Consider the following 24,788-nt stretch of genomic DNA (forward strand, 5'->3'; position numbering starts at 1 on the left):
CAGTGAAACCTCTGCCCAATTTACCCGCCTGTAGCGCCCTGTGCTTTAAGGCTGTTAGCACGGAAGAATCCATGATTAAGTTGATCGGTCTCAACAAAGTCTACGGTAAAGGCAGTGATGCCGTGCACGCCCTGCGTGACGTGAGCCTGCATGTGCCCCAAGGCAAGATCTTCGGGGTGATCGGTGCCTCCGGTGCCGGCAAGAGTACCCTCATCCGCTGCGTCAACCTGCTGGAGCGCCCCACCGAGGGGCAGGTCATCGTCGATGGCCAGGACCTGGTCGCCCTCAGCGAGCGGGATCTGACTCAGGCTCGCCGCCAGATCGGCATGATCTTCCAGCACTTCAACCTGCTGGCCTCTCGCACCGTCTCCGCCAACATCGCCTTCCCGCTGGAGCTGGCGGGCTGGAGCAAGGACAAGATCCAGAGCCGGGTCAGCGAACTGCTGGCCCTGGTCGGGCTGGAAGCCCGTGCCCACGCCTATCCGTCCGAGCTCTCCGGCGGGCAGAAGCAGCGCGTCGCCATCGCCCGCGCCCTGGCACCGGCTCCCAAGGTCCTGCTGTGTGACGAGGCCACCTCGGCCCTCGACCCGCAGACCACCCGCTCGATCCTGACCCTGCTCAAGGAGATCAACGTCAAGCTGGGGCTCACCATACTGCTCATCACCCACGAAATGGACGTGGTGAAGGGGATCTGCGACGAAGTGGCCATCATCAGCGACGGCCGTCTCATCGAGCAGGGGGAAGTGGCCTGGTTCTTCAGCAATGCCAAGACCCAGCTGGCTCGGGATTTCATCCACTCCACCATCCACCTGGAAGTGCCCCAGGAGTATCAGGATCGGATGAGTAGCGACCGGGTGCCCGGCAGCTATCCCCTGGTGAAGCTCGGCTTTACCGGGACCACGGTGGATTCGCCGCTGATTTCCGAGGCGAGCCGCCGTTTCAACATCGACATCAGCATCCTGAGCGCAGACATCGAATACGCCGGTGGCGTCAAGTTCGGCTTCCTGCTGGCGGAACTGTTCGGGGACGAGACCCAGTGCGAGGCCACCCAGCAGTTCCTCATCGACAACCACATTCAGCTGGAGGTAATGGGTTATGTCCGAAGCAATGATTAATCTGCTGATTTCGGCTCTGGGCGACACCCTCATCATGGTGTTTGCCTCCGCCCTGTTCGGCTGCCTGCTCGGCCTGCCGCTCGGCGTGGCACTGCACGTGACCAAGGCGGGCCAGATCCTGGCCAATCCGCTGCTCAACAAGGTCCTGGGCGTCATCGTCAACGTCGGCCGCTCGGTGCCCTTCATCATTCTGCTGGTCGCCATCATTCCGTTGACCCGCTTCATCGTCGGCACCAGCATCGGCACCATCGCCGCCATCGTGCCGCTGACCGTGGGCTGCATTCCCTTCATCGCCCGCCTGGTGGAAGGGGCCCTGATGGAGGTGCCTGACGGCCTGCTGGAAGCGGCCAAGGCCATGGGGGCCAAGCCCCTGCAAATCATCGCCAAGGTGTTGCTGCCCGAGGCCCTGCCGGGGATCCTCAACAGCGTCATCATCACCCTCGTCACCCTGGTGAACTACTCCGCCATGGCAGGTGCCATCGGAGGCGGTGGTCTCGGTGATGTGGGTATTCGCTACGGCTACCAGCGTTTCGATCCCACCGTCATGCTGGTCACCGTGGTCATTCTGGTGGTGCTGGTTCAACTCATCCAGAGCGCGGGTGAGCGCCTGGTCAAACAATGTGATCATCGTTAATCGTCGATTTCTGACAGGAGGTTTTTATGAAATTGGGCATCAAATCCGCAGCAGCTGCGCTGCTGGCAACCCTGGTACTGGTCGGCTGCGGCCAGAAGGAAGAGAACAAGACCCTGAAGGTGGGCGCCATCGCCGGTCCCGAGACCGAGCTGGTTGAGACCGCGGCCAAGGTTGCCAAGGAAAAATACGGCCTGACCGTCGAAGTGGTCACCTTCTCCGACTACGTCACCCCGAACGTGGCCCTGAACGACGGCAGCGTCGACGTCAACGCCTTCCAGCACAAGCCCTACCTGGATGCCCAGATCCGTGATCGCGGCTTCAAGCTGGTGCCGGTCGGCAACACCTTCGTCTACCCGATCGCCGGTTACTCCAAGAAGGTCAAGGCCCTGTCCGAGCTGAAAGACGGTGCCCAGATCGCGGTGCCGAACGATCCGACCAACCTGGGTCGTTCCCTGATCCTGCTGGAGAAGCAGGGCCTGCTGAAGCTTAAAGAGGGTGCCGGTCTGGAAGCGACTGTACTGGACATCGCCAGCAACCCGCGTAACTTCAAGATCGTCGAGCTGGAAGCCGCACAACTGCCGCGCTCCCTGGAAGACGTGGACTTGGCCATCATCAACAACACCTTCGCTGGTCAGATTGGTCTGACCCCGACCGAGAATGGCCTGTTTGTCGAAGACAAGGAGTCCCCCTACGTCAACCTGATCGTTGCTCGCGAGAACAACAAGGACGACGAGAAGGTCAAGGAGTTCGTCCAGTCCTTCCAGACCGACGAGGTCTTCAAGAAGGGGACCGAGCTGTTCAAGGGCGGTCTGGTGAAAGGTTGGTAATCACTCACTCTGGAAAAAAAAGGCCACGTCAAGCGTGGCCTTTTTTTTTACCCCCGTTATGATAGCCGCAAGCACGGCAACACGAAAAACAGAACAACAATGAAGAAATGGTATCTGGCCTACTGCAAACCCAAGGAAGAGGCCCGCGCCCGCGCCCATCTGGCAGCCCAGGGCGTTGAATCCTATTACCCCATGGTCGAGATTGAAAAACTGCGGCGAGGCAAGCGCGAGCCCATGTTCCCCAACTATCTCTTCATCTACGTGGATCTGGAAGAGGTCACCCCGGTCACCCTGAAATCGACCCGGGGCATCAGTCGCATCATCCACTTCGGCAAGGAGTGGACCCCCGTCAGCAGCCAGCTGATCTACCGGCTCATGAGCCGGGACGACAGCGACGAGGCGCGCGCCAGCTATGCCCGTCTGCCGACCCAGGGAGACAAGGTACTTATCGAATCCGGCCCCCTCGCCGGGTTTGAAGCCATCTATCTGGAGCCGGATGGCGAAAAGCGGGCCATCCTGCTGGTCAACCTGCTCAACCAGGAGACCTGCAGCAGCTTCGAAAACCAGGCCTTCCGCCGCCTGGAGTGACCCGTCCTGTCGGCAGAAAGAGCCACAGGGCAGTACACAAGACACCATCCCTCTGCTCCCGATCGGTCAGGACCGCACCTGCGACGTGCATCCTTCCACCACCAGGTTATCGGGCCGAAAAAAACGGGGCAGACCCAGAGGTCTGCCCCGTTTTTCTCTCCCTTGCGTCAGGCATCCAGTTCGAAGCGGCTGATGGCCGATGTCAGTCTCCCGGTCTCCCGGGTCAGGCGGGCGGCGATCTGCTCCCCCTGCTGGCCATGCTCGCTGGACTGATGGCTGAGCCCGGCAATCTCCTCCAACGTGCCCGCCACCTCCTGCGCCGCCCTTGACTGCTGCTCGGTGGCGGTGGCGATGGCGGCAAGCTGGCCGCTGAGATCCTGCACCAGCGTCGCCATCGACTCCAGGGTTTCGGTCACCGAGGCCACGGCGCCGCGCCCCTGCTCCACCAGCAGGGTACCGCTGCCCACGGTATCCGCGGTCTCCCGGGTTTGCTGCTGGATGCTGGCAATGGTCTGGTTGATCTCCATGGTCGATGCGCTGGTGCGGCTGGCCAACTGCCTCACTTCATCGGCCACCACGGCAAATCCCCGTCCCTGCTCACCGGCTCGCGCCGCCTCGATGGCCGCATTGAGTGCCAGCAGATTGGTCTGCTCGGCGATGGTGGCGATCACTTCGGTGACCCTCCCCACCTGCTCGCTCTGGCTGCTGAGCTGCGTCATCGCCTGGTTTGCCTGGGCAATCATGGCACCAATCTGCGCCATGGTGGTCCCCATGCGGGCGAGGGCCTGCTCTCCCTCCCTTGCCTGTTGCTCGGTCTGGCGAGCCGCTCCCGCCGCGTCCGCAATGTTGCCCGCCACATCCCGGGTACTGACCGACATCTGCTCGATGGCGGCTGCCACCGCATCGAGCCGCTGATTCTGGCTCGCCAGATCATCCACGATGGCATTGGTGGTCTGGCCCACCTCACGGCCAGCCCCTTCCACCTGACCGACCGCCCCCTGGATCTCCCCCACCAGCTCGCGCAACTGTGCCGACATCCGGTTGATGGAGCCCGTGAGCCCTCCCAGCTCATCCTGACGAAGCACGGGCAAGGGGGTGACGGGGAGGCGGCCATCGGCCACCAGGCCCGCCCGTTTCACCAGGCTGGCGATGTCCCGGGTCAGGCGCCGGCTGAACAGCAGGGCCACCAGGGTGCCCAGCAGGATGACACTGGTGGTGGCGAGCAGCAGGGTGCGGTGAATGGTCTGACTGGCGGCCGCCATCTCCCCAGCCATCTTGTCCACCTCGGCACGGGTATGGGTCACCTGGGTCGCCAGCTGATCCGCCAGCCGGGTCAGGGCGGGCTCTATCTCGGTGGCCATCAGGTGGTTAGCCCTGTCCCAGTCCGGGGCCTGGCGCTTCTCGATCACCTGGCCGACCAGCTCGGCAAAGGGGGCTGACATCTCTTCAAAGAGCGTCCAGAGCCCCTTTTGTGCCTCGGTGAAGTTGGCCTCTTGCTGTTTCAGCTCGGCCACCCGCTGCTGGTGAAACTGGTAGTAGTCCCGGTACTTGTCCAGGTACTCCTTCTCCCCCGAGATGAGGAAATCCCGCAGGGCGGAGAGCGCATTGCCCAGGCTGTTGTAGGCATCCCCCACCTGCTTGAGCAGCAGGCGCCTGTCACCGGGCAACGTCGCCTGGGGCGTCGCCACCTCTTCATTGGCAAAAGACTGCAACTGATCGAGGGCCGACTCCGCCAGGGGGCCGGCCTCCAGCAGCATCAGGGTGTGGGCGGGCAGGTTCTCTTCGGTGTGAGCCAGGGCCCACACCTGTGACTGTGCCCCCTTGAAATCCTTGAGTGCCCGGGTCAGGTCGGGAGTGAAACGCTGGCGCTCGATGGCGTGCCAGGCCTCTTCCCACTCCTGCTTGATGCGATCACCCTGTGCCGGATCCTTGCCGAGGATGAGATAGGCCCGCAGGGATGAAACGGTGGCAATCAGGGCTTTCTGGCTCGCCTCGTCCCGCTGCAGGGCGGGCAGGGCCTGGGCCAGCAAGGCATCTTGCGAGCCTTCGATCCGGCCGAGCTGATGATAGACAAGGGCGGAGGAGAGAATGATGAGCAGGTTGATAAAACAGAAGCTCAACAACAACTTGCTTGATATTTTCATGGCCATCCTTGGAATTCGTCGGGCATCCTGCCCGGGATTAGCGTCTGATGAGCGCGGGCAAACGAGCCTGCCAACCCTGATGCCATCCCAGCAGCTCCTCGCGGGGCATGGGACGGGCGGAGAAGAAGCCCTGGCATTGATCGCACCCCAGCTTCGCCAGCAATTGCCAGGTCGCCTCATCTTCGACCCCCTCGGCCACCGATTTCAAGCCCAACTTGCGAGCCAGCTCGATGCTGGACTCGATGATGGCTAGGCGAGAGGGATCTTCATAGCAGCGATCCACGAAGGATCTGTCCAGTTTCAACTCGGTAAAGGGGAGCAGGGCGAGCTGCTGCATGGAGGAGTAGCCGGTCCCGAAATCATCGATGGAGAGACCAAAACCGTGCATCCGCAAGCGGGTCAGCACCTCCAGCGACTTGCCGAGATCCTTGACGAAAGCGCTCTCGGTTACTTCGAGGGTGATGAGCTCGGGGTTGATGCTCCAGCGCTGGCAGTGGCTGAGCAGGGTGTTGCACAGATCCCCCTCAATGAGGGAGGTGGTGGAGAGGTTCATCGACAGGTTCAGGGAGAGCCCTGTCTTCTCCCACAGGTGGCCGTCCCGCAGCGCCTTGCCGATGATCACCTCGGTGAGCGGGTCGATGAGCCCGTTGTGCTCCGCCAGCGGGATGAAACGGGCCGGCGAGATGAGGCCATATTCGGGGTGCTGCCAGCGGGCAAGCGCTTCCATGCCGAGCCACTCCCCGTTGTGAAAACCCACCTTGGGTTGATACCAGGGCAGCAACTGGTCCTGATCCAGCGCCCGGCGCAGCTCATCCAGGGTCAGGTGATAACCATCCTCCTCCTGGCTGCGCACCTGCTGGGGCCGCCAGGCACCGATGAGCTGCGCGATCTGCTGGGGAGACGCGGGTTTCTCGATGCGCCCCAGCACCTGCAGGCCATAGGCCCGGCTCATGCGCAGCACGGCATCGACCACGTCATCCTCCAGGGCGCTGCACAGCACAATGCCGCCGCGGAACCCGCCAAGGGAGAGGCGGCGCAGCAGCGCCATGCCATCCATGCCCGGCATGCGCAGATCACAGAACAGGATGTCGACCCTGTGGTGCTGGCACTGTGCAAGCGCCTCCTCCCCGTCCTGCGCCTCCAGCAGGTTGCCGTAGCCCAGTCCGCGGATCTGGTGCATCAGGGCCTTGCGCTGGAAGTTGTGATCCTCCACCACCATGATCGCCAACTCATGCCGTGCGCTATTCATCGAGCCATAACCCCGTTTCACCTCTGATAGAGTCCATCAATGCCTGTACCGCCCTGGCCAGGTCATCGAGCTTGTCCAGTTGTTTCAATCTGGCCGCCGCCTCCAGCCGGGCCGCCTCCTCTGCCAATGCCTGCTGTCCTACCATGCGCGCGGCCCCCTTGATGCGATGTGCCGTCTCCACCAGCGCCTGGGTATCCTGGCTGGCCAGCGCCAGCCTCATGTCCTCGCCATCCTGCTCGTTGGCTTCCAGGTATTCGCTGGCCATGCTGCGTGCCACCGCCTCATCCCCGAACAGGGTCAACCAGCTTATGCCTGGCAGCTGAACCCTGGCTTGCCGGGGCGCCTCCGAGGCGAGCTGTTCTTCCTGAGTCGGCAACCAGCGTCCCAGGGTCTGGCTCAGGGCATCCAGGCTGTAGGGCTTGAACAGCATGTCGTTCATGCCGGCATCACGCATCTGTTGGCTCGCCTCCTCAGAGGTATCGGCCGTCACCCCGATAATGGGAGCACTGTCCCCGGCATCCCGCAAGGCTCGCGTGAGGGCATAGCCATCCATCACCGGCATGTGGCAGTCGGTCAGCAGCAGGGCGAAGTCCTGCCCCTGCCAGGCGCGCAGCGCCTCCTCGCCATCTTCCACCACCTCGGACTCGAGCCCCAGGATAGCGAGCTGTCTCGTCAGCAATGCCCGGTTGACGGGGTGATCATCGGCCACCAGCACCCGCCCCTTGAGCTTCTCCCCCTCCATCCCCTTCGACTGGCTCGCCTGCTGGTTGAACAGTGACTGGCAGGTTTCCAGCAACAGATCCGGGTAGAGAGGCGATTGTCCCAGTCGCCACCAGGCGTCGCCACCCATGCGCCCCCGCAGGGCCTCATGGGGAGAGAGTACTATGCCCTTGAGGTTCGAACGCTGCAAACAGGCCAGCCAGTCACTGCCAAGGGCCTGCTCCAGGTGATTCTCCTGCGCCAACAGATGCCCCTCGAGGGGCTGCTGCCAATGGTGTGCCTCCATGCGTACCAGTCTGGCGCCCAGCCTGGCCATCACCGATTCCAGCCCCTCATCCTCCCCAAACCACCACCATACCTGGCCGGTCAGGGGGGGCGCTTCCCACTGGCACTCGGCCAGAGGCAACGTGAAAGTCACGCAGGTGCCCATTCCGGGGGTACTCTCCAGGGTCAGGCTCCCCCCCATTTTCTGGGTGAGTTGATGACAGATGGCAAGCCCAAGCCCGGTGCCGCCAAATCGGCGGTTGGTGTCGGACTCCACCTGCTTGAACGGGATGAAGAGGGTGCGCTGCTGCTCCAGGGCGATGCCGATCCCGGTATCCCGGACCCGGAAGGCCAGCCGGTCGTCTTCATAATCCACCTGGATGGCGATCGCCCCCGCCTCGGTGAACTTCACCGCGTTGTTCAACAGATTGGAGATCACCTGCCCCACCCTTATCCCGTCGATGCAGGCCAGATCCGGCACCGTCTTTCCCCACCGCAGCGTCACGTTGAGCCCTTTGCCATAGGCCAGGGCCGCATGTCCCCGGATGACATCGCAAATCACCGAGGTCAGGCGGCAGTGATGGGGGTGCAGTTGCAACTGCCCGGCTTCCATCTTGGAGAAGTCCAGGATGTCGTTCACCAGATAGAGCAGGTGGTTGGTGGAGGTCGAGATATTGCGCAACATGTAGCGCTGATCGTCATCCAGCGGGCTCATTTGCAGCAGCTCCAGCATGCCGTGCATGCCGGAGATGGGAGTGCGAAGCTCATGACTCATGGTGGCGAGGAAGCGGCTGCGCGCCTGGGTCGCCTCCTCCGCCACCCGCCTGGCCTGGCGCAGCTCCAGCTCCTGGCGCTTGAGCTTGGTGATGTCCTGCACCACGCCGTTCAATATGACCCCTTCAAGCCCCTCCTGGTGAACGAAATGACCACGGATCTGCAAATAGCCCGCCTCCCCCTGGCGCCGGATCTCCACCTCGAGATCCAGCGGCTGCATGCTCAGGGCATGACGATCCACCGTGGCCACGAAGTCCTGGTGCGCCTTGCCTGTCAGCCCCAGGATGGAGGCACCGGTGACCGCCATGCCGACCAGGTCCTCTTCCACCCCCACCATCTCCCTGACCCCTTGCGAGGTGTAGAGGAAGTGCCCCTTGCCCGGCCCAAGCCAGTGATACTGATAGACCAGACCCGGCATGCTGTCGGTGATCTGGGTCAGCCGGGTCTGCGCCTCCTGGGCCGCAAACCGCGCCTGCTCCAGCTCGGTCACGTCGGTCAGCACGGTCAGGATCCCGAGCCGCTTGTCATCGGGCCCCGCAAAGAGCCGCTTGGTGTAGATCATCTGGTGCAGGCGATCGTCATCAAACCGGATCTCGCCCCGTCCATGAAGCTCCTCTCCGCTCTCCCAGACGCTGGCATCCTCCTCCATCACCCTGGCACGGATCGACTCGGGCAATCGATCCTGGAGCAACCGCTCATAGGAGCCCGTCAGGTTCTCCCCGCCGAGAAACATCTGCCGGTACGCCCGGTTCGTCATTGCCACTTCATAGCGCTCGTTGGTCAGCACCACCTGGTTGGGCAGGGCATCCAGCATCATCTGGACAAACATCAACTGCTCTTCGAGCCGCCGCTCGGCCTCCCGCCGCTGGCTGATCTGGCGGCGCAACGTCCGGTTCCAGCCCATGAACAGCAAGAGGCAGAGCAGGAAAATGCCGCCGCCAAGGGAGGACCAGAGCAGCACCGTCTTCGGATCCAGTCCCGTCTGTATGGTCAGGGAGAGCCACTTTTTCTCCAGGGCGGAGAGCTCGTCGGGGGGAATGGCGATCAACACCTTGGTGAGGATCTGCTGCAGCATGGGGTCCTGCAACTGGGTCGCCATGGCGATGGGTACCCGCAGGTCGCTGCCGGAGAAGACCACCTGGTAGCGGTCGCTGAATCCCTTTTGCAGCGACTGCTCCAGGGTGGTGGTGCTCATCAGCACATAGTCGACCTTCTGCTGGTCCAGCAGGGGCAGCAATTCGGCATCGCTGGCCACCGGCACGGCGATGGCCCCCACCTCGCTCAGCAAGACCTGCTCCACCGAGCCCCCCACCATGCCCACCCTGTGCCCTTTCAGTGCCCTGGCGGCGGTGAGCTCGGCCATCCCCTGCCTCGCCACGACCACCCGGTTGATCGACGCGTAGTTGGGGGTAAACCGGGCAAACTGCTGACGCTCCGCGGTGGGAGTCATGGCCGGGATGAGATCCAGCTTGCGATCCTGGAAGAGCGCCATGCTCTGGGCCCAGCTCCGGGTCGGCACCAGGGTGAACTGGAGCCCGGCACGCTGGCTCATCAGTGTCAGCAGATCGGCAATGAGCCCCTTGAGCCGCCCCCTGTCGTCCACCTCGCTCATCCCGGGCCAATCCGGGGCAACCCCGTAGCGGATGACCGGATGTGCTTGCAACCACGCCTGCTCCTGCGGATTGAAGACGATCTCCCTGCTCCTTTTCACCAGGGCATAGTCGAGGATGTCCCCCGCCTCCAGAATGGCGCGACGCTCCAAGGGAGAGATATCCTCGAGGGCCCGCTCCAGCAGTCCCTGCAAGACATCATTCCCGGGCGCCACGGCCATGGCGAGGGAGGTATCCCTCATCCAGTCGATCCTGGCCAGCGCCATGCCCGCCATGGCTTGCAGCCTGTTCAGCATGGGCAGCTCGGCCAGATAGGCATCCGCCTTGCCCTCCTTGAGCATGAAGATCGCCTCGTCACGGCTGTCGGCCGTGATCAGATTCGAGATCCCCAGGCGCAGCAGCTCATCGCAGGCGCTGACACCGAAGACGCAGACCCAGCGCACCCCATAGGCCTCCTCCAGAGAGAGGCTCTCCCGTCCCCCCGTCAACAGCACGGCCCGGGGCAGTGCCATCAGCTCGGAGGTAAATTGCATCTGCAGGGTGCGGGTCGGGCTCGGAGCCACCCCGATCAACATGTCGACCTTGCCATCCAGCAAGGCCTGCTGGACCGCCGCATTGTTGGCATAGGCACGGTAGCGAAGGCTCACCCCCAGCCTGGCTGCAATCTGGGAGGCGAACTCATCCAGGGGGCCGGTGAAGTTGCCGCGCCCATCGGTATAGACATAGGGTGGCCAGGCCGCCGAAGGCATGCCGACGACCAGTTCATCATGGGTGGCAAGCCAGTGCAGTTCGTCCAGGGTGAAGTTGCTCTGGTCCAGTTGCGCCGGCGCAGCCGCAACCATCAGGCTCCAGAAAGCCAGACCACATAGCAGGATGAGACGACAGCAGCGGCGGAACATTATCAACTCCCATACGAAACGGAGGGGGATCATAGAGTGTTTGGCGCAATGTGCGACAACTAAATTGAGACAATGCTCATCAGGAAAGAAAAATGGCAGGCCCAGGCCTGCCATCCACCAGGTCGGGGGCCATGCCCCCTCCCATCAGGTTATTCGGTTCCCGAGCCGGAAACCGGTTTGAAACTCCCGCTCACGGATGTGGGCGATCTGCACATTTTGCCCTTCCAGCCCGATGTCTTTGAGCAGGGCTGGCGAAAGGTGCAGGTAGCTGACGCGACGCTCCAGCCGGGTGATCCTTTTTTGAACCAGGGTCTCTACGTGGCGCAGCAGGGCGAGTTCGATAGACATAATATTCTCCAGTTGAACGTGCGGTTCCCCCGGAGAGAGGTGATCACCCTGCGGGACAACCGCGGGTGATGAAAAAAGCAGGTGTTACCTGTCCCCTCCACGCGGCAAATAAAGAGCACGAGTCTTCGCGCTGCCAGAGCAGCGATCGAACGCAACGTTGAACATGGAATGTTGCATGGTCGTCTCCTTACCGTGTGAAAGTTGAACAAGTTGCCGCAGTGTAAAAAAACACCGAATTTTACGCAATATCTCTCCCACCCATATGGGTGGAATGCGGCCAAAAAGAGGTTCAGTCAAATCCCTGACAACAGCCGGAACTCCTCCAGCGCATAGGTATCCGTCATGCCGCTCACATAGTCGAGCAGCAGCCGCACCCGGTAGTACCACTCCTGCTCGCTCTCCTTTTCGAAACGGGGATCCCGGCTCGCCACCGCCAGTCGATACGCCTTGAGGTGGCGGGCAGAGAGGCGGTGGAACAGCCGTCGGGCAAAGAAGAGCTCGCTCCCGCCGTTGCCTGCGAGCAGCCGCTCGAACTGGCTGGCGGGCAGGGCCAGCAGGCAGGCGTAGGTGGAGAGCACTCCGCGCAGGGCGGCATAGCCTTCCAGCTCCAGCGCCTCCACCTCCGGGCGCATGAACACCAGCTCGCGAGCCACCCGCTTGAGGGTATCGAGTACCCGGGCTGCCGGAGCCTGGCCGTGCAGCAGCGCCTGGGGATAGGCCCCGCTCAGGATCTGATCGTGCTCGGCCACATAGGTATGGGCGGCAAGCGCCACCAGATCCCGGGTCAGATGCTGGCGAAAATGGGGGAAGAACCCCCGACCGGAGGCAAGCGCCTCATCGAGCAGGTCGGCCATGTAACCGCCCTCGTCCGCCTCGCGCAGGGCTGTCAGCAGCTCGCTCTGGGTGAGGATGCGCCTGTCCACCGCATCCTCGAGATCGGCGATGCAGTAAGAGATGTCGTCCGCCGCCTCCATGATGTAGACCAGCGGATGACGGCACCCCTCGGCCAGCCCCAGGCTCTGGCCGAGGGCACGATAGAGGGGTTGTTCGCTGAAGAAGATGCCGCGCTTGCTGGTCCAGCCGTGGTGCTGACCATAGCCCTGGGGATGGTGCAGGCCCGGCAGGGGCTGCTGCGGGTATTTGCACAGCGCCGCCAGCTGCCCCAGGGTGAGGTTCAGCTCATGGAGGCTGTGCACCAGTCGCAGGCTCTGGGCATTGCCGTCAAACACCAGCAGATCCTGGCGAAGGGTTGCCCACTGGGGGCTCGGCAACTGGTCGTGGGCACGGGCGAAGAGGCCGTCCAGCTCCTGGGCAAGCCACTGACTCATCACCTGCTCGCCGAAATGGCCAAACGGCGGGTTGCCGACATCGTGCAACAGGCAGGACATCTCCACCAGATTGATGAAGGCCCCCTCGCACACCACTCCGGCTGGCAACGCCGCCAGGATGCGGCGACTGATCTGGCGACCGGTCTCCTGTACCTCCAACGAATGGGTGAGACGGCTGCGCACCGAGGCTTTCACATCGAGCGGGAAGACCTGGGTCTTCTGCTGCAACCGACGCACCGGCGCCGCCTGCACGATGCGGGTGCGGTCCTGCTCCGTCGCCTCCAGCAGGTCTTCGTCTCCCCAGGGGTGAATGCGCTCGGGGGGGATCAAACGGTCATACATGTCGTGGCTCCTTGCCTGAGGCGTCGTGTCTACGAGAGCAGCCAGCGCCGCAGGCGGGCGATGTCACCCGGGTATTCCCGGCGCAGGGTTTCAATCCAGTCTTCCACGTTCTCCCACCAGGCGGGGTGATCCGGGCTCTGGATAAGCTGGGCCGTCTGCTGCAACCGGCGCAGGCCGATGGAGCCCGCCGCCCCCTTGATCTTGTGGGCCTCCTCCACCACACCGGCCTGATCCCTGGCAATCATGTTGGAGTCGAGCACCGCCATGTAGTCCGGCATCATCTTCTCGAACAGCTCGACGCTGGAGAGCAGCACCGGCTTGCCGACCGTGCTGGCGTAATCGGTGAGGAAGGGCAGATCCAGCAGGGCATCCTGATGGTGGACATCGTCCTGCTCGTCCGCCTCGTCCCCGGCGAGATCCGCAAACAGGTGGCCTATCACCTCCCGCACCGCCTTGGAGCCCAGCGGCTTGTTGATCACATCCTGCATGCCGTGATCCCGGTAGTACTGGCGATCGCCGGTGGCGTTGGCGGTGAGCGCCACCATGGGGGGCAGGCTGTCGCCGTAGCGCGCGAGCAGTTGCTCCGCCACATCGAACCCCGTCATGTCCGGCAGCTGGATGTCGAGCAGGATCAAGTCGAAATCATCCGGGTTGGCCATGGCCAGCGCCTCTGCACCATCCCGCGCCACCTTGACCTGATGGCCGAGCTTGTTCAGCAGGGCGCAGGCCACAGTCACGTTGAGCTCCACATCCTCCACCAGCAGGATGTCGAGGGAGGGCATCTCGGGCTCCGGGGCCGCGGCCTTGGGCTCGACGCAGTCCACCTCCAGCTCGGCGGTGAAGCAGGCGCCTTCGCCCGGGTCGCTGTCCACATAGAGTTGACCGCCCATGGCCTGCACCAGCTGGCGGGAGACCGCAAGGCCTATGCCAGTGCCGGTGGCGTGCTTCTTGCCCTGCACCTGATAGTACATGGCGAAGATCTTCTCCTGCTGGGCGCGGGGAATGCCCACCCCGGTGTCTTCCACCTCGAAGTGCAGCGCCAGCTTGCCCGGTTCATCAGCGGCGTGGGCGAGACAGCGTATGGTGACGCCCCCTTCATCGGTGAACTTGACCGCATTGCCCACCAGGTTCCACAGCACCTGGCGCAGCCGGGTGCCGTCCGCCATCACGAACTGGGGCATGTCGCCGTCCCGGTCGAAGTGCAGGTAGAGCCCCTTCTGCTCCGCCTGAATGCGCGACAGCGTCTCCAGCTCGTCGAGGAAGGCGGGCAAATCCAGCGGAGCCGGCGCAATCTCCAGCCGACGACGGTCGAGCTTGTCCAGATCGATGATGTCGTTGAAGATGTTGCCGAGCGTCACCGCGCTCAGGTGGATGGTCTTGAGCTGCTGCTGCTGTCTGGCATCGAGGGGCGTATCCATCAGCATCCGGCTCAGGCCCACGATGCCATTGAGCGGGGTGCGCAGCTCGTGGCTGATGGTGGAGATGAAGGTGGTCTTGTCCCGACTCGCCTTCTCCAGCTTGTCCTGGTACTGCTTGCGCTCGGTGATGTCGCGACCAAAGCCGAGCAGGCCGAGCCGCTTGCCGAAGCGGTCGAAGAAGGGCACCTTGCGCAGCTCGAAGTAGGCCTTGCGGCCATCGGGATACTCCAGCCACTGCTCATAGGTGAGCGGCTCGTTCTGGGCGAAGACCTGCTTGTCGGTCTCCACCACCTTGCTGGCGATGTCGTGCTTGTAGACATCGAACGGGGTCAGGCCGATGAGTTCCGCTTCCACCTTGCCGGTGAGCTCCTCCATGGCGCGGTTGCAACCGGAGAACTGCTCGTCCTCGTTGCGGTAATAGACCAGATCGGGGGAGCAGTCGATGAAGGAGCGCAAGAGGGCGGTACGCTCCCCCAGATGCAGCTGGGCCTTCTCCCGCTGGAACACTTCGTTCTCGAGATCCTCGATGGCTTGCTGGCGCAGGGTCTCGGCCCGGTTGGTCTCGGCGATCTGGGCGTTGAGCCGGCTGATGTTCTCCTGCAACTGGCTGTTGAGCTCGAGATCCCGCTCGCGCATGTCTTGCAACTTGCGCACCATCCGGGTCAGCCGCTGGCGGGAGTCCTCCAGCTGATCCACCACGATGGAGAGAAAATAGACGGCCCAGGGGGTCACCAGCAGACCGAAGAAGACAGAGCGCACCAGGTCGACGATGTCCACGGTGCCGCGCAAAAACAGGGTCACCCCCATCTGGATCGAAACGGCCAGCACTATGATGGCGGTGGCCAGGAACATGCTGAAGCGCACCAGTCCCAGCTTGGTCATCAGGTCGACGTAATATTGCGCCCAGGATTTGATCTGCTTCATCTCGTTGTTTTCTCCCCTTTTCTTGCGCAAACAGGATACCAGTACGGCGCCATGAACTCTTGTCCGTCGCGTATTCAATTATTGATTAACGTCACACTCCGGCTGGGGTAGCATGCCTGCCATGCCTCAGTCAGCACCGGTTCCACCGGAATACCGGGGCACACTGTCACCCTTCTCATTCGTTATGTCAGGAGCATACCCGATGCGAAATCATGTTCTGTTGAGCCTTGGCCTGCTGGTCGCCACCACCGCCCACGCCGATCTGGGGGAGATCCCCCGCCAGACCGGCTGGTCCGGTTTTCTGCTGGGCGGGGTCAATGCCGGCAGCCACAAGTCCAACTTCTATGCCGGTGACGACAGCAACAGCCGTATCGATGATCTGGGCTCCCCCGGCCGCGAAAGCGGTCTGAGCCCGCTGCTCAATGCCGATATCCGCTACACCTTCGCCGATACCCGCACCCAGGTCTTCCTCGGCAACCTCATCCAGGACGCGGTGCGCTTCGACTTTACCCAGCAACTCGGTCTGCGCCAGGAGATGGGTGACAAGGGTATCGTCGCCACCTCCCTGGTGTTCAACCTCATGCCGGTGGAAGTGTGGAGCGATCCCTTCGCCACCGGCGTGGACCGCAGCGCCACCGATCTCACCTCGAAAGGGGTGCGCTTTGCCTGGGACAGGATCTGGGGCAGCAACGTCTACGCCACCCTGACCAGCCGGGAAGTGGAGCTCGACGAGGAGCGCAGCGGCCAGCAATATGACCTGACCCACGGCACCCACTACGCCTCCATGCTGAGCCGCAACGGCAAGGTCCACGACCTGGCTGTCTCCTACCAGTACCACTTCGGCGGCGACCAGCTGCTGGAGCCCGCCTTCCTCTACAAGGAGGCCCGCCTGGACGGGAGTGCGGAGAGCTTCAAGAACACCGGTCTGCAGCTGACCTATGCCAAGCGCGCCTCCCAGTGGTCCATCGTGAGCAACCTCTACGCCGGCAAGCGCAAGTATGACGAGGCGAATCCCCTGTTCGGCCAGCGCGCCGATGCCAGCGAGTTCGCCCTCAATGGCACCTTCTTCTGGCACAACCTGTTCGGCATCAAACCCCTTGCCGCCACCTTCACCGCAGCCTACTCCAGCGCCGACTCCGACATCGACTTCTACGATGCCGAGGCGCTTCGCTTCAGTACCGGGCTGCTTTACAACTTCTGACCCGCCCCAAGCAAGAAGGCCACCCCCGGGGTGGCCTCTTTATTTGCACAACCCTCGACCATCAGATGCCGAGGGAATCCAGCAGATCGTCGTGCTCGTTGCTCGCCGGCGCGGCCGCCGGTGCCGGTTTGGCTGATTGCTTGGCCTGGGCGATCAGCTCGTCGGGATCCACCTCCTCCTGCACGCCGCCATCATGGATCCGGATAAACTCCGTCTTGTCCATGGCCAGCTCCAGATAGAAGATGTTGTTGCTGGCGGTGAAGAAGGTCACCCGGCGGGTCTCGGGATTGTCGAGGTTGGTGTCGACGCTCAGCATCACCTGCTTGTTGAGCGCAAGCATCTTGGGCTGGTTCTGGGTGATGTGGGTCTGCAGCTCGCGCCCCACCTTGGTGGTGAAGCTGCCGACGATCTGGTTCATCAGCTCGCCCATGACGTTGCTCACCTCGTCCGAGGTGTGGGAGATGGCAAGATCCTCCTTGGAGAGCCCCATGCTCAGCATGTAGCTCTGGTAGAGCTCCATGGCCGCGGCGGCGGAGAAGTTGATCACCACCAGCCCGGAGAAGCCGCCGTCAAACAGCACGAAACAGCCGATGTCAGGCTTGAGGCAGGTCTTGCTGATCCGCTGCACCATGCCGGAGAAGCGCACCTGGGTCTGGGTCGCCGCACTCAATACGCTCGTCACCGAATTGCACAGGCTCAGCAGTACGTCCTCTGTGGTCAATACGGCATCATCCTCGGATCTTGTCACTATCATGGAACCTTCCTGCTGATCGAAATAATGGGGCTGTCACTCGTGTCGCCCATGTCACCATGCACCGACGCGATACGCTAACAGATTGCGTGATCCCGGTGCCCAAAGCGCGAGCCACCTCTCACTTGACTGGATTATCAGTCAGAAATGGCTGAAATCCATCCAGGGTAGCCAGACGGGTTTGCCAACTGGCAGCCGCCCCTTGCAAGGCCTGCTCCTCATAGGGAATGGCGGGACAGGCACCCCAGATGGGACCGGGCCAGGCCGCATCCGAGCTGAAGCGGGCCACGTGGTGCAGGTGTAACTGAGGCACCAGATTGCCGAGGGCCGCCACGTTGATCTTGTCCGGGCCGAGTGCCCGCTCCATCAGGGTGGCGACGGCGCAGGACTCCTGCATCAACTGCTGTTGCTGCTCGGGGGCCAGATGATGGATCTCCCGCAGGTTGGCGACCCGGGGCACCAGAATCAGCCAGGGATACTGGCTGTCTTTGGCCAGCAGGACGCGGCACAGGGGCAGATCCCCGAGTATCCGGGTATCCGCCTGAAGGCGGGGGTGCAATTCAAACATGGGGCCTCGCTGATCAACATGGGCACATCGGGAATCAAAGATGTGCCCACGTTACTGCAACGGGGAGCAAACTTAAAGGCGTGGCACGGCCCAACCGATGAAGCGCTTGCGAAGCGCGGGGTCCGCCTGCAGGAAAAGCTGTTGCAACTGCCCTTCCAGGGCGCTGGACGGCACGGAGGAGACCCGGGGCGTCGCCACGGCGGCCGCAGCTACATCCGCCGCACCGGCGAGCACGGCAGGCCCCTCGCCACGGTTGTACTCCATCAGCCTGGCATGCCAGTCCATGCCGATCTGCATCCCCTGCACCATCAGCGTATCCTGGCGCACCTCGAGGGGCTGCCCCCCCGCAACCAGGCCCAGGACAGGGGCCCTGGCGTAGCGTTCCATCCCGGCCTCGTCCGCAGGCACGGGAGCCTGCAGGCGCACCGACTGCCCGCGTGCCTCATAGCGAAGCACCTGGGGCTCGGAGCGAACCTGGCGATCGTTGTCGCTGCTGTTGCGACTCGGGATCACCCCCTCGTAGCGCACCAGCAGTTGCTGCTCTCCGTCGGCCAGCACGGCATGCTGCTCGTCCTGCACCTTGCCTGCGCTCACCGCCAGGATCTGGAAATCCCGGGGCACCTCGACCCTGACCTCGGCCTGCACACCGCCGCAGCACAGCAGCGCAACCCCTGCCCAACCCTGATGACGCTTCATTCCCTGACTCTCCTTTCGCGATGAAGGGCGCAGGGTAGCAGCCCCAGATGACAGAAAAATAACGGGATGCAGGCTCACCCCAGCAGATAATGGGGCCGCTCGGCAAACCACTGGGCCAGCACCTGCTTGAACAGCCGGATCTTGCGCGGCACCCGGCGCTGCTGGGCGTGCAGCACATGGATCGGGTGCAGGCCGGTCTGCCACTCCGTCAGCACGGCCACCAGCTCCCCTCGGGCCAGGCTGGCCTCCACCAGCATCAACGGGCACTTGGCAAAGCCCATGCCCGCCCGGGCCAGTTGCAGCAGGGTGCTGTAGTGGTTGGCCCGCACTCGCCCCTGCACCAGGATGTGCGCCTCCTCCTCCCCCTGGCGAAAATGCCACTGCTCCCAGTCCGGGTTGTGGCCCTGCAGCAGGCAGGAGCGCCCCCCCAGCTCATAGGGAGTGGCGGGGATCCCCTCTCGCGCCAGCAGGGCGGGGCTTGCCACCACCACATCCTTGAGCCTGCCGAGCGGCAGGGCCACCAGGTTGTCGGGGATCAGCTCCATGGCCCGCAGAGCGATGTCATTCTCCCCCTGGCTCATGTCGATCATGGCATTGGTGAAGTTGAGCTCGACCTGGACGCCGGGGCAGAGCTCGGCAAAACGGGCGAGCAGCTCGCTCACCATGCGGTCCCCCGTGCTGACCGGGCAGGTGAAGCGCAGGCGGCCGCTGTCCTCCTCGGTCAGGGCGCGGATCCCCTCCTCCGCCTCCCGGGCCAGGGCGAAGATCTCACCGGCCTGCTGGTGAAGCACCCGCCCCGCCTCGGTCAGGCTGAGTCTGCGGGTCGTGCGCTGGAGCAGCTGGGCATTGAGGGCGGACTCCAGGGCGCTGACATGGCGACTCAGCATCCCCTTGCTCACCCCCAGGGCATCGGCAGCGGCGGAGAAACTACCCCGTTGCACCACTTCATAGAAACTGGCCAGGTGGGTGATATCCATCGTTAGCACCAATATGGAAACAATGGGTTCATCATAAGCGCTTTTTCTCCCTTTTTATCCCGCTATCATCAACTCATCTCAACCAGGAGCGATAGATATGAAGATTGTGATTGTGGGTGCCTCCGGCACCATTGGCGCCGCCGTCAGCGAACTGCTTGCCCAGGATCACCAGGTGATCCGGGTCGGTCACAGCCAGGGGGATGCCAGAGTGGACATGCGCGACCCCGCCTCCATCCGGGCGCTCTTCGAGCAGATCGGGTCCTTCGATGCCCTGGTGGTCGCCAGCGGCAGCGTCGCCTTCAATGCCCTGACCGAGATGACGGACGAGCAGTGGCAGGTGGGGCTTCAGAGCAAGCTGATGGGCCAGATCAACCTGACCCGGGCCGCCATTGCCCACCTGAGCGACCGTGGCTCCATCACCCTCATCAGCGGCATTCTGAGCGAGGAGCCCATCCACTGGGGGGTGAGCGCCACCACCATCAACGGTGCCATCGAGCACTTCGTGAAAGGGGCCGCCTGCGAGCTGCCAAGGGGCATTCGCATCAACGTGGTCAGCCCCACCGTGCTGGAAGAGTCCATGAGCAAGTATGCCGACTTCTTCCCGGGCTTCGTGCCGGTACCCGCCGCCCGGGTGGCCCAGGCCTACAAGAAATCGGTACTGGGGGTACAGACCGGCCAGATCTTCCGGGTCAATGGCTGAGCGCTCCGGACAACCCAATGAAAACGGGCCCCGTCATGGGGCCCGTTTTGTCATCTGCGTTGCAAGCACCTCCCCTGCCACCGGCAAACGTTTGTGCGCCTGCGGCAAAAAAAGCGGTCGGCCTCAGTCGATCAGGCCGTACTGCTCCCGCAGTACCTCGATGATCTCCTGCTTCGGATTGGCACTGCGTACCAGCGGCTGACCGATGATCTTCTCGGCGATCCCCACATAGGTGCGGGAGATATCCATCATCACCTCGGTGGGCAGCTTGTTGTCACGGGCCAGGGCGAAGCGCTCGGGCATGCGGTTTTTGTTGAGCAGGATGTCCGGATCCGGGAAATGGTTCAGCAGCCACTGGCGGAAGCCCTCTTTGGACTTCTCGATGATCTCGCCGCCGCGAAGGGCTGCGCCGTCCCAGATGCGTGAGCTGTCGGGGGTGCCCACTTCATCCATGTAGATGAGCTTCTCGCGACCGGCGGCATCGGTCACGTAACCGAACTCGAACTTGGTGTCGACGAAGACCTGATCCAGGGCAGCCAGCGCCTCGCTGATGACGTTGAAGCCCTCTTTGAGCAGCGCCTCGTAGCGGTCGATGTCCGCCGGGGAGCGGAAGCCGAAGGCCTGATGGTGGCGCTCGATGTCGCCGCGGGAGACGTTGACGTCGTCCGCTTCCGGCACGCCATCCAGCCCCTTGAGGATCCCCTTGGTGGACGGGGTGATGAGGATCTCGGGCAGCTTCTGATCCTTCTTGAGCCCTTCCGGCAGGGTAATGCCGCAGAATTCCCGCTCACCATCCTTGTAGGCACGCCACATGGAGCCGGTGATGTACTGGCGGGCAATGGCCTCGATCATCACGGGACGGGCTTTTTGCACGATCCAGACGAAGGGGTGCGGGATGTCCAGGATGTGGCTGTCCGCCAGCCCCTGCTCCTTGAACAGCTTGAACCAGTGGCTGGAGATGGCATTGAGCGCCGCGCCCTTGCCCGGCACGCCGTTCAGACCGTCCACCCCTTGCCAGATGCAGTCGAAAGCCGAGATGCGATCACTGATCACCATGAGGGCCAGGGGCGTATCGGCCGGCACATCATAGCCTTTCTCCCGAATGAGCCGGGCACTGTCTGCCGGGGTCAACCAGTAGACGCTGCGCACTTTGCCGGAATGGACAGGTTTATCGGTACGGATCGGCAAATCGTCGTTCACCGCCAATACTTGATCTGCAAGACTCATGGCTAATAACACTTCCTGTTGTGGGACTAGTTAGGCAGGGGCACCAGACCCCTGTCTGTGGGGGATTCACATCATCAGGTACTCAGGCCCGGGGCAACCGGCTCGGCACGCGGGCCCTGCGGCAACCCGGACATAACAAAACAGGGGCGCGAGGCCCCTGTTTCCATGCTTACTTCGCCCCCTGATCGGCCAAGCCCTTGGCAAAGGCCTCGGACAGGCTGATGTACATCTGGGAGATGACACCGGATGCGACAGGCTTCTTGTCCTTGTCGAACAGGGTGATGGAGGTCTTGCCGCCCGTCATCTCGCCGAGCTGGAAGCGATACTTGTCTTCCTCGAGCTTGAAGGGCTCCGCTCCCTTGGCCTTCCAGAACTCGCTGTCCGGCTCATCGTACTCCACGTCGATCCAGCCCAGGGACTGCTGGGTATCCTTGATGGTGAAACCATAGGCAGGCAGCACCTGATTGAGGCGGCGCCACACCTGGTCAAACGACCCTTCGGCAATCCAGGCGCTCAGCTCGTTGTTGTCCAGACCCAGCTCCAGCCCCATGCCATCGCTGGACTTGTGCTGTTCACGGGCCTTGAGCTGCTTGTCGTAATAGAGGGAGAACTGGTTCAGGGCGCGGGTAGCATAACGCTGGGCGTCCGCCGGCGTCAGCACAGTGCTGGTCTCGCCGTCGATGGTCTCTTCGTGATCCAGCACCCGTACCGACATCTTGATGGCGTGACGCTGCACATCGTTGCGCAGGGTGAACTGGTAACGCTGACGGATCTTGAAGTCATCGTCATCTTCCGCCCAGCCATCGAGCACCGCCGAGTTGTCAAACCAGCCGGTCTGCAAGACGCCGTCCTGCTGGTCCAGCTTCTCGGTGGTGACCTTGTGTTCGGCCAGGAAGTTCATCAGGAAGGCCCAGGTATCGCGCTCCACGCTCTGGGAGGTGCTGAGGGCATAGAAGGCGACGGTCGGCTCGCTGGCATTGGCCACCACCTGGCTGCCGGGCACCACTGTGAGCAACTGGGCAGGCGGACGCACGTCCACCTTGGCCCCGAGGGCGCCCTCACGGCTGCTCTCGGGCAGGGCCGGAATGTCGAAATTGCTGTTAAAGGCGGGGGTACTCAACCCGGCGGGCACAAGGAAGGCGCGGCCTTCGAGGCGGCTCTCTTCATACTCGAAGCCACGGTTGGCCATTTTGCGTTCCTGGGGTGAGCTGCAGGCAGCCAGCACGGCCACCGTCGCGACACTCAGTACCAGGCGCACTGCATTTCCCTTTCCATTTGCTTTAAACACTCGCCATCAACTCCGCAGTCGTCAGTGCTCGCGCCATCGCCGCTTCCCCCTCGGGGGTGAGATCGGTCAGGGGCAGACGCAAGGTCGCCGTCGCCATCAATCCCAGCCGGGCACAGGCCCATTTCACCGGGATGGGACTCGGTTCACAGAACAGAGTCTGATGCAACGGCATCAATCGATTGTTGATGTCATGAGCCTGCCCGGCATCACCGGCCAGGGCAGCACGACACATGTCGGCCATCTGGGGCGCCGCAATATTGGTGGTGACCGAAATGACACCATCGCCCCCTTGCAGCATAAAATCACATCCGCTGGCGTCATCGCCACTATAAAGCGCAAAATCCGGCCCGCACAGTTCGCGCAGCAGCGGGGTACGGCCAAGATCGCCAGTCGCTTCTTTCAAACCTATGATGCCGGGCACCTTGGCCAGACGGGCCACCGTCTCGGGTTTGAGGTCACAGCAGGTGCGACCGGGCACATTATAGAGAATTTGAGGCAGACCACTAGCCTCGGCGATCGCACAATAGTGACGATAGAGGCCTTCCTGAGTGGGTTTGTTGTAATAGGGGGTCACCGAGAGACCCGCCACCACGCCCATGGTGGCGAAACGCCGGGAGAGGGCGATGGCGTGAGCAGTATTGTTGGAGCCGCAGCCCGCGATGACGGGAATGCGTCCGGCGGCGTATTCCACCGTCTTCTCAACCACGGCGATATGTTCCTGCTCGCTCAGGGTGACCGACTCTCCCGTGGTTCCCACGGCGACGATGGCGCTGGTCCCGGCATCCACATGATATTCCACCAGCGCTGCCAGACTGACCCAATCGATGTCGCCCGAGGGCAGCATGGGGGTAACGAGCGCAACAATACTACCGCGTAACATGGATAATTCTCCCGATTTTCAGGGGCGTAATGGTAAAGCTGCCCCTTTTGAAAAACAAGGGAGGCACGGGACAAGCCGTGTTACCATCCGGCACAAAACGTATGAATGCACGAGCGCACAAGAGGCCTCCCGGCAGGGTGCCGGCACCCGCGGTCAACGCATTCTCAATAATGGACGAGAGACGATTTATGACTCACTACCTGGTCGTAACGGCCATCGGCACGGACAGGCCTGGCATCGTCAATGAGGTGACCCGTCACGTCAGTGGCTGCGGTTGCAACATTGTCGACAGCCGTCTTGGCATCTTCGGCAACGAATTCACCTTCATCATGCTGCTGTCCGGTGACTGGAACAGCCTGATGCAACTGGAAATCAGCCTCCCACTGCGCAGCCAGGAGTGGGATCTCATCACCATGATGAAACGCACCGAGCGCCACCACTCCCTGCAATATGACATCAGCGCCAGCGCAGAGGTGCTGATCCGGGATCAGCCGGGCATCGTAAGTCAGTGCACCCAGTTCTTCAGCGATCACGGCTGGGACATCCAGGCCATGCAGACCATCACCCTGGAACAGCAACCCTTCAACCTGCTCAAGGCGAACTTTCAGTTGAATCTCTCCAAGCAGGGAGAAGAGCCCGGCTCGAAGACAGCCTTCGCCGATTTCTGTCGTGGACTGGGCGCCGAATCGTTCGAATTCATCGTCAATCACAAGTACGCCTGACGGCGTTTATCCGAGGAGACCCCATGTCACCACTAGAAGCTGGTACCCAGGCCCCCGATTTCTCCCTCTCCGATCAGGACGGCAATCAGGTTCGCCTCGCCGACCTGCGCGGCAAGAAGGTGCTGATCTATTTCTACCCCAAGGCGATGACCCCGGGTTGCACCACCCAGGCCTGCGGTCTGCGCGACGTCAATAGCGAGCTGGCTGCCCTCAATGTGGTGGTGCTCGGCATCAGCCCGGACAGCGCCAAGCGCCTGAAAAAGTTCGAGGAGCGCGACAACCTCAACTTCCGCCTGCTGGCCGATGAGGATCACGCGGTGGCCGATGCCTTTGGCGTCTGGGGCCCGAAGAAGTTCATGGGCAAGGAGTATGACGGCATCCATCGCCTGAGTTTCCTCATCGACGAAGAGGGCAAGGTTGCCCATCGCTTCGACAAGTTCAAGACCAGCGATCACCATCAGGTGGTGCTCGACCTCGTCAAGGGCTAAGCCACCAGCGGCATTGTTGCAGGGCTCGCCATGGCGGGCCCTCCTCGTTTCACCACGGCATCAGTCCCACTCTCTGGCGGCCCACCAGGGCACCTCTTCCCCCCTT

21 protein-coding genes are annotated in these 24,788 nt (G+C 62.6%); 8 read left to right on the forward strand and 13 right to left on the reverse strand.

Annotation, left to right across the window (positions count from 1 at the left end):
• Nucleotides 1–71 precede the first annotated feature (71 nt).
• The 4 genes from metN to rfaH all read left to right on the forward strand — a co-directional run bounded on the left by metN (nucleotide 72) and on the right by rfaH (nucleotide 3,164).
• Nucleotides 72–1,115 carry a methionine ABC transporter ATP-binding protein MetN gene (metN, locus tag C2U37_RS03005; RefSeq protein WP_104451795.1) on the forward strand — a complete coding sequence of 348 codons (1,044 nt, stop codon included), beginning with the start codon at nucleotides 72–74 and terminating at the stop codon, nucleotides 1,113–1,115.
• Nucleotides 1,096–1,749 carry a methionine ABC transporter permease gene (locus C2U37_RS03010; protein ID WP_029313844.1) on the forward strand — a complete coding sequence of 218 codons (654 nt, stop codon included), beginning with the start codon at nucleotides 1,096–1,098 and terminating at the stop codon, nucleotides 1,747–1,749. The genes metN and C2U37_RS03010 overlap by 20 nt, the downstream gene beginning before the upstream one ends.
• 26 nt (nucleotides 1,750–1,775) lie before the next feature.
• A complete protein-coding gene (metQ, locus tag C2U37_RS03015) occupies nucleotides 1,776–2,576 on the forward strand; it encodes a methionine ABC transporter substrate-binding lipoprotein MetQ (protein WP_010673183.1) in 801 nt (266 codons plus the stop codon).
• A gap of 99 nt (nucleotides 2,577–2,675) precedes the next feature.
• Entirely contained in the window at nucleotides 2,676–3,164 is a 489-nt protein-coding gene (gene rfaH, locus C2U37_RS03020) for a transcription/translation regulatory transformer protein RfaH (RefSeq protein WP_104451796.1), read from the forward strand.
• A 167-nt stretch (nucleotides 3,165–3,331) separates the two neighbouring features.
• Here the strand turns inward: rfaH and C2U37_RS03025 are convergent, their stop codons facing one another.
• The 6 genes from C2U37_RS03025 to arcB form a co-directional block, all read right to left on the reverse strand.
• Nucleotides 3,332–5,308: a methyl-accepting chemotaxis protein gene (locus C2U37_RS03025; protein WP_104451797.1), complete on the reverse strand. Its 1,977-nt coding sequence runs from the start codon at nucleotides 5,306–5,308 to the stop codon at nucleotides 3,332–3,334.
• Between the two features lie 37 nt (nucleotides 5,309–5,345).
• Nucleotides 5,346–6,557 carry an EAL domain-containing response regulator gene (locus C2U37_RS03030; protein WP_029313841.1) on the reverse strand — a complete coding sequence of 404 codons (1,212 nt, stop codon included), beginning with the start codon at nucleotides 6,555–6,557 and terminating at the stop codon, nucleotides 5,346–5,348.
• Nucleotides 6,550–10,824, reverse strand: a complete 4,275-nt coding sequence (locus C2U37_RS03035) for a transporter substrate-binding domain-containing protein (protein ID WP_199770502.1) — start codon at nucleotides 10,822–10,824, stop codon at nucleotides 6,550–6,552. Before C2U37_RS03035 ends, C2U37_RS03030 begins: the two co-directional genes overlap by 8 nt.
• Before the next feature lie 144 nt (nucleotides 10,825–10,968).
• Nucleotides 10,969–11,172, reverse strand: coding sequence for a hypothetical protein (locus C2U37_RS03040; protein WP_080768051.1), 204 nt, complete (start codon nucleotides 11,170–11,172; stop codon nucleotides 10,969–10,971).
• Between the two features lie 293 nt (nucleotides 11,173–11,465).
• Nucleotides 11,466–12,842, reverse strand: coding sequence for a dGTPase (gene dgt / locus C2U37_RS03045; RefSeq protein ID WP_041211123.1), 1,377 nt, complete (start codon nucleotides 12,840–12,842; stop codon nucleotides 11,466–11,468).
• Nucleotides 12,843–12,871: 29 nt separating this feature from the next.
• The gene (arcB, locus tag C2U37_RS03050; RefSeq protein WP_039040952.1) at nucleotides 12,872–15,184 is read right to left on the reverse strand and encodes an aerobic respiration two-component sensor histidine kinase ArcB; all 2,313 of its coding nucleotides are present in this window, start codon (nucleotides 15,182–15,184) and stop codon (nucleotides 12,872–12,874) included.
• A gap of 202 nt (nucleotides 15,185–15,386) precedes the next feature.
• On the opposite strand from arcB, the gene C2U37_RS03055 reads away from it, so the two are divergent.
• Complete coding sequence (locus C2U37_RS03055) at nucleotides 15,387–16,385, forward strand: DUF2860 family protein (protein WP_042881204.1); 999 nt, start codon at nucleotides 15,387–15,389, stop codon at nucleotides 16,383–16,385.
• 61 nt (nucleotides 16,386–16,446) lie between these two features.
• Here the strand turns inward: C2U37_RS03055 and C2U37_RS03060 are convergent, their stop codons facing one another.
• The 4 genes from C2U37_RS03060 to C2U37_RS03075 form a co-directional block, all read right to left on the reverse strand.
• Nucleotides 16,447–17,139, reverse strand: a complete 693-nt coding sequence (locus tag C2U37_RS03060; protein ID WP_029313837.1) for a DUF3334 family protein — start codon at nucleotides 17,137–17,139, stop codon at nucleotides 16,447–16,449.
• Between the two features lie 118 nt (nucleotides 17,140–17,257).
• Nucleotides 17,258–17,704 (reverse strand): HIT domain-containing protein, encoded by a 447-nt coding sequence (locus C2U37_RS03065; protein WP_039040966.1) that lies wholly within the window; start codon nucleotides 17,702–17,704, stop codon nucleotides 17,258–17,260.
• Nucleotides 17,705–17,776: 72 nt separating this feature from the next.
• Nucleotides 17,777–18,400, reverse strand: a complete 624-nt coding sequence (locus C2U37_RS03070) for a DUF2057 domain-containing protein (protein ID WP_104451798.1) — start codon at nucleotides 18,398–18,400, stop codon at nucleotides 17,777–17,779.
• Between the two features lie 74 nt (nucleotides 18,401–18,474).
• A complete protein-coding gene (locus C2U37_RS03075) occupies nucleotides 18,475–19,377 on the reverse strand; it encodes a LysR family transcriptional regulator (protein ID WP_042016837.1) in 903 nt (300 codons plus the stop codon).
• 97 nt (nucleotides 19,378–19,474) lie between these two features.
• On the opposite strand from C2U37_RS03075, the gene C2U37_RS03080 reads away from it, so the two are divergent.
• Entirely contained in the window at nucleotides 19,475–20,077 is a 603-nt protein-coding gene (locus C2U37_RS03080; RefSeq protein ID WP_042016682.1) for a short chain dehydrogenase, read from the forward strand.
• A 123-nt stretch (nucleotides 20,078–20,200) separates the two neighbouring features.
• Here the strand turns inward: C2U37_RS03080 and C2U37_RS03085 are convergent, their stop codons facing one another.
• The 3 genes from C2U37_RS03085 to dapA all read right to left on the reverse strand — a co-directional run bounded on the left by C2U37_RS03085 (nucleotide 20,201) and on the right by dapA (nucleotide 23,472).
• A complete protein-coding gene (locus C2U37_RS03085; protein WP_039040947.1) occupies nucleotides 20,201–21,304 on the reverse strand; it encodes a phosphoribosylaminoimidazolesuccinocarboxamide synthase in 1,104 nt (367 codons plus the stop codon).
• A gap of 169 nt (nucleotides 21,305–21,473) precedes the next feature.
• Nucleotides 21,474–22,592, reverse strand: coding sequence for an outer membrane protein assembly factor BamC (bamC, locus tag C2U37_RS03090; RefSeq protein WP_029313833.1), 1,119 nt, complete (start codon nucleotides 22,590–22,592; stop codon nucleotides 21,474–21,476).
• Complete coding sequence (dapA, locus tag C2U37_RS03095) at nucleotides 22,585–23,472, reverse strand: 4-hydroxy-tetrahydrodipicolinate synthase (RefSeq protein ID WP_029313831.1); 888 nt, start codon at nucleotides 23,470–23,472, stop codon at nucleotides 22,585–22,587. The genes bamC and dapA overlap by 8 nt, the downstream gene beginning before the upstream one ends.
• A gap of 188 nt (nucleotides 23,473–23,660) precedes the next feature.
• Between dapA and C2U37_RS03100 the strand changes: the two genes are divergently transcribed.
• Both C2U37_RS03100 and bcp read left to right on the forward strand, forming a co-directional pair.
• Nucleotides 23,661–24,194, forward strand: coding sequence for a glycine cleavage system protein R (locus C2U37_RS03100; protein WP_010673166.1), 534 nt, complete (start codon nucleotides 23,661–23,663; stop codon nucleotides 24,192–24,194).
• Between the two features lie 23 nt (nucleotides 24,195–24,217).
• Nucleotides 24,218–24,682 carry a thioredoxin-dependent thiol peroxidase gene (gene bcp, locus C2U37_RS03105; RefSeq protein WP_010673165.1) on the forward strand — a complete coding sequence of 155 codons (465 nt, stop codon included), beginning with the start codon at nucleotides 24,218–24,220 and terminating at the stop codon, nucleotides 24,680–24,682.
• The last annotated feature ends 106 nt before the right edge of the window (nucleotides 24,683–24,788 follow it).

Source organism: Aeromonas sp. ASNIH1 (assembly GCF_002934285.1).
GTDB classification, from domain to species: Bacteria; Pseudomonadota; Gammaproteobacteria; order Enterobacterales; family Aeromonadaceae; genus Aeromonas; species Aeromonas caviae.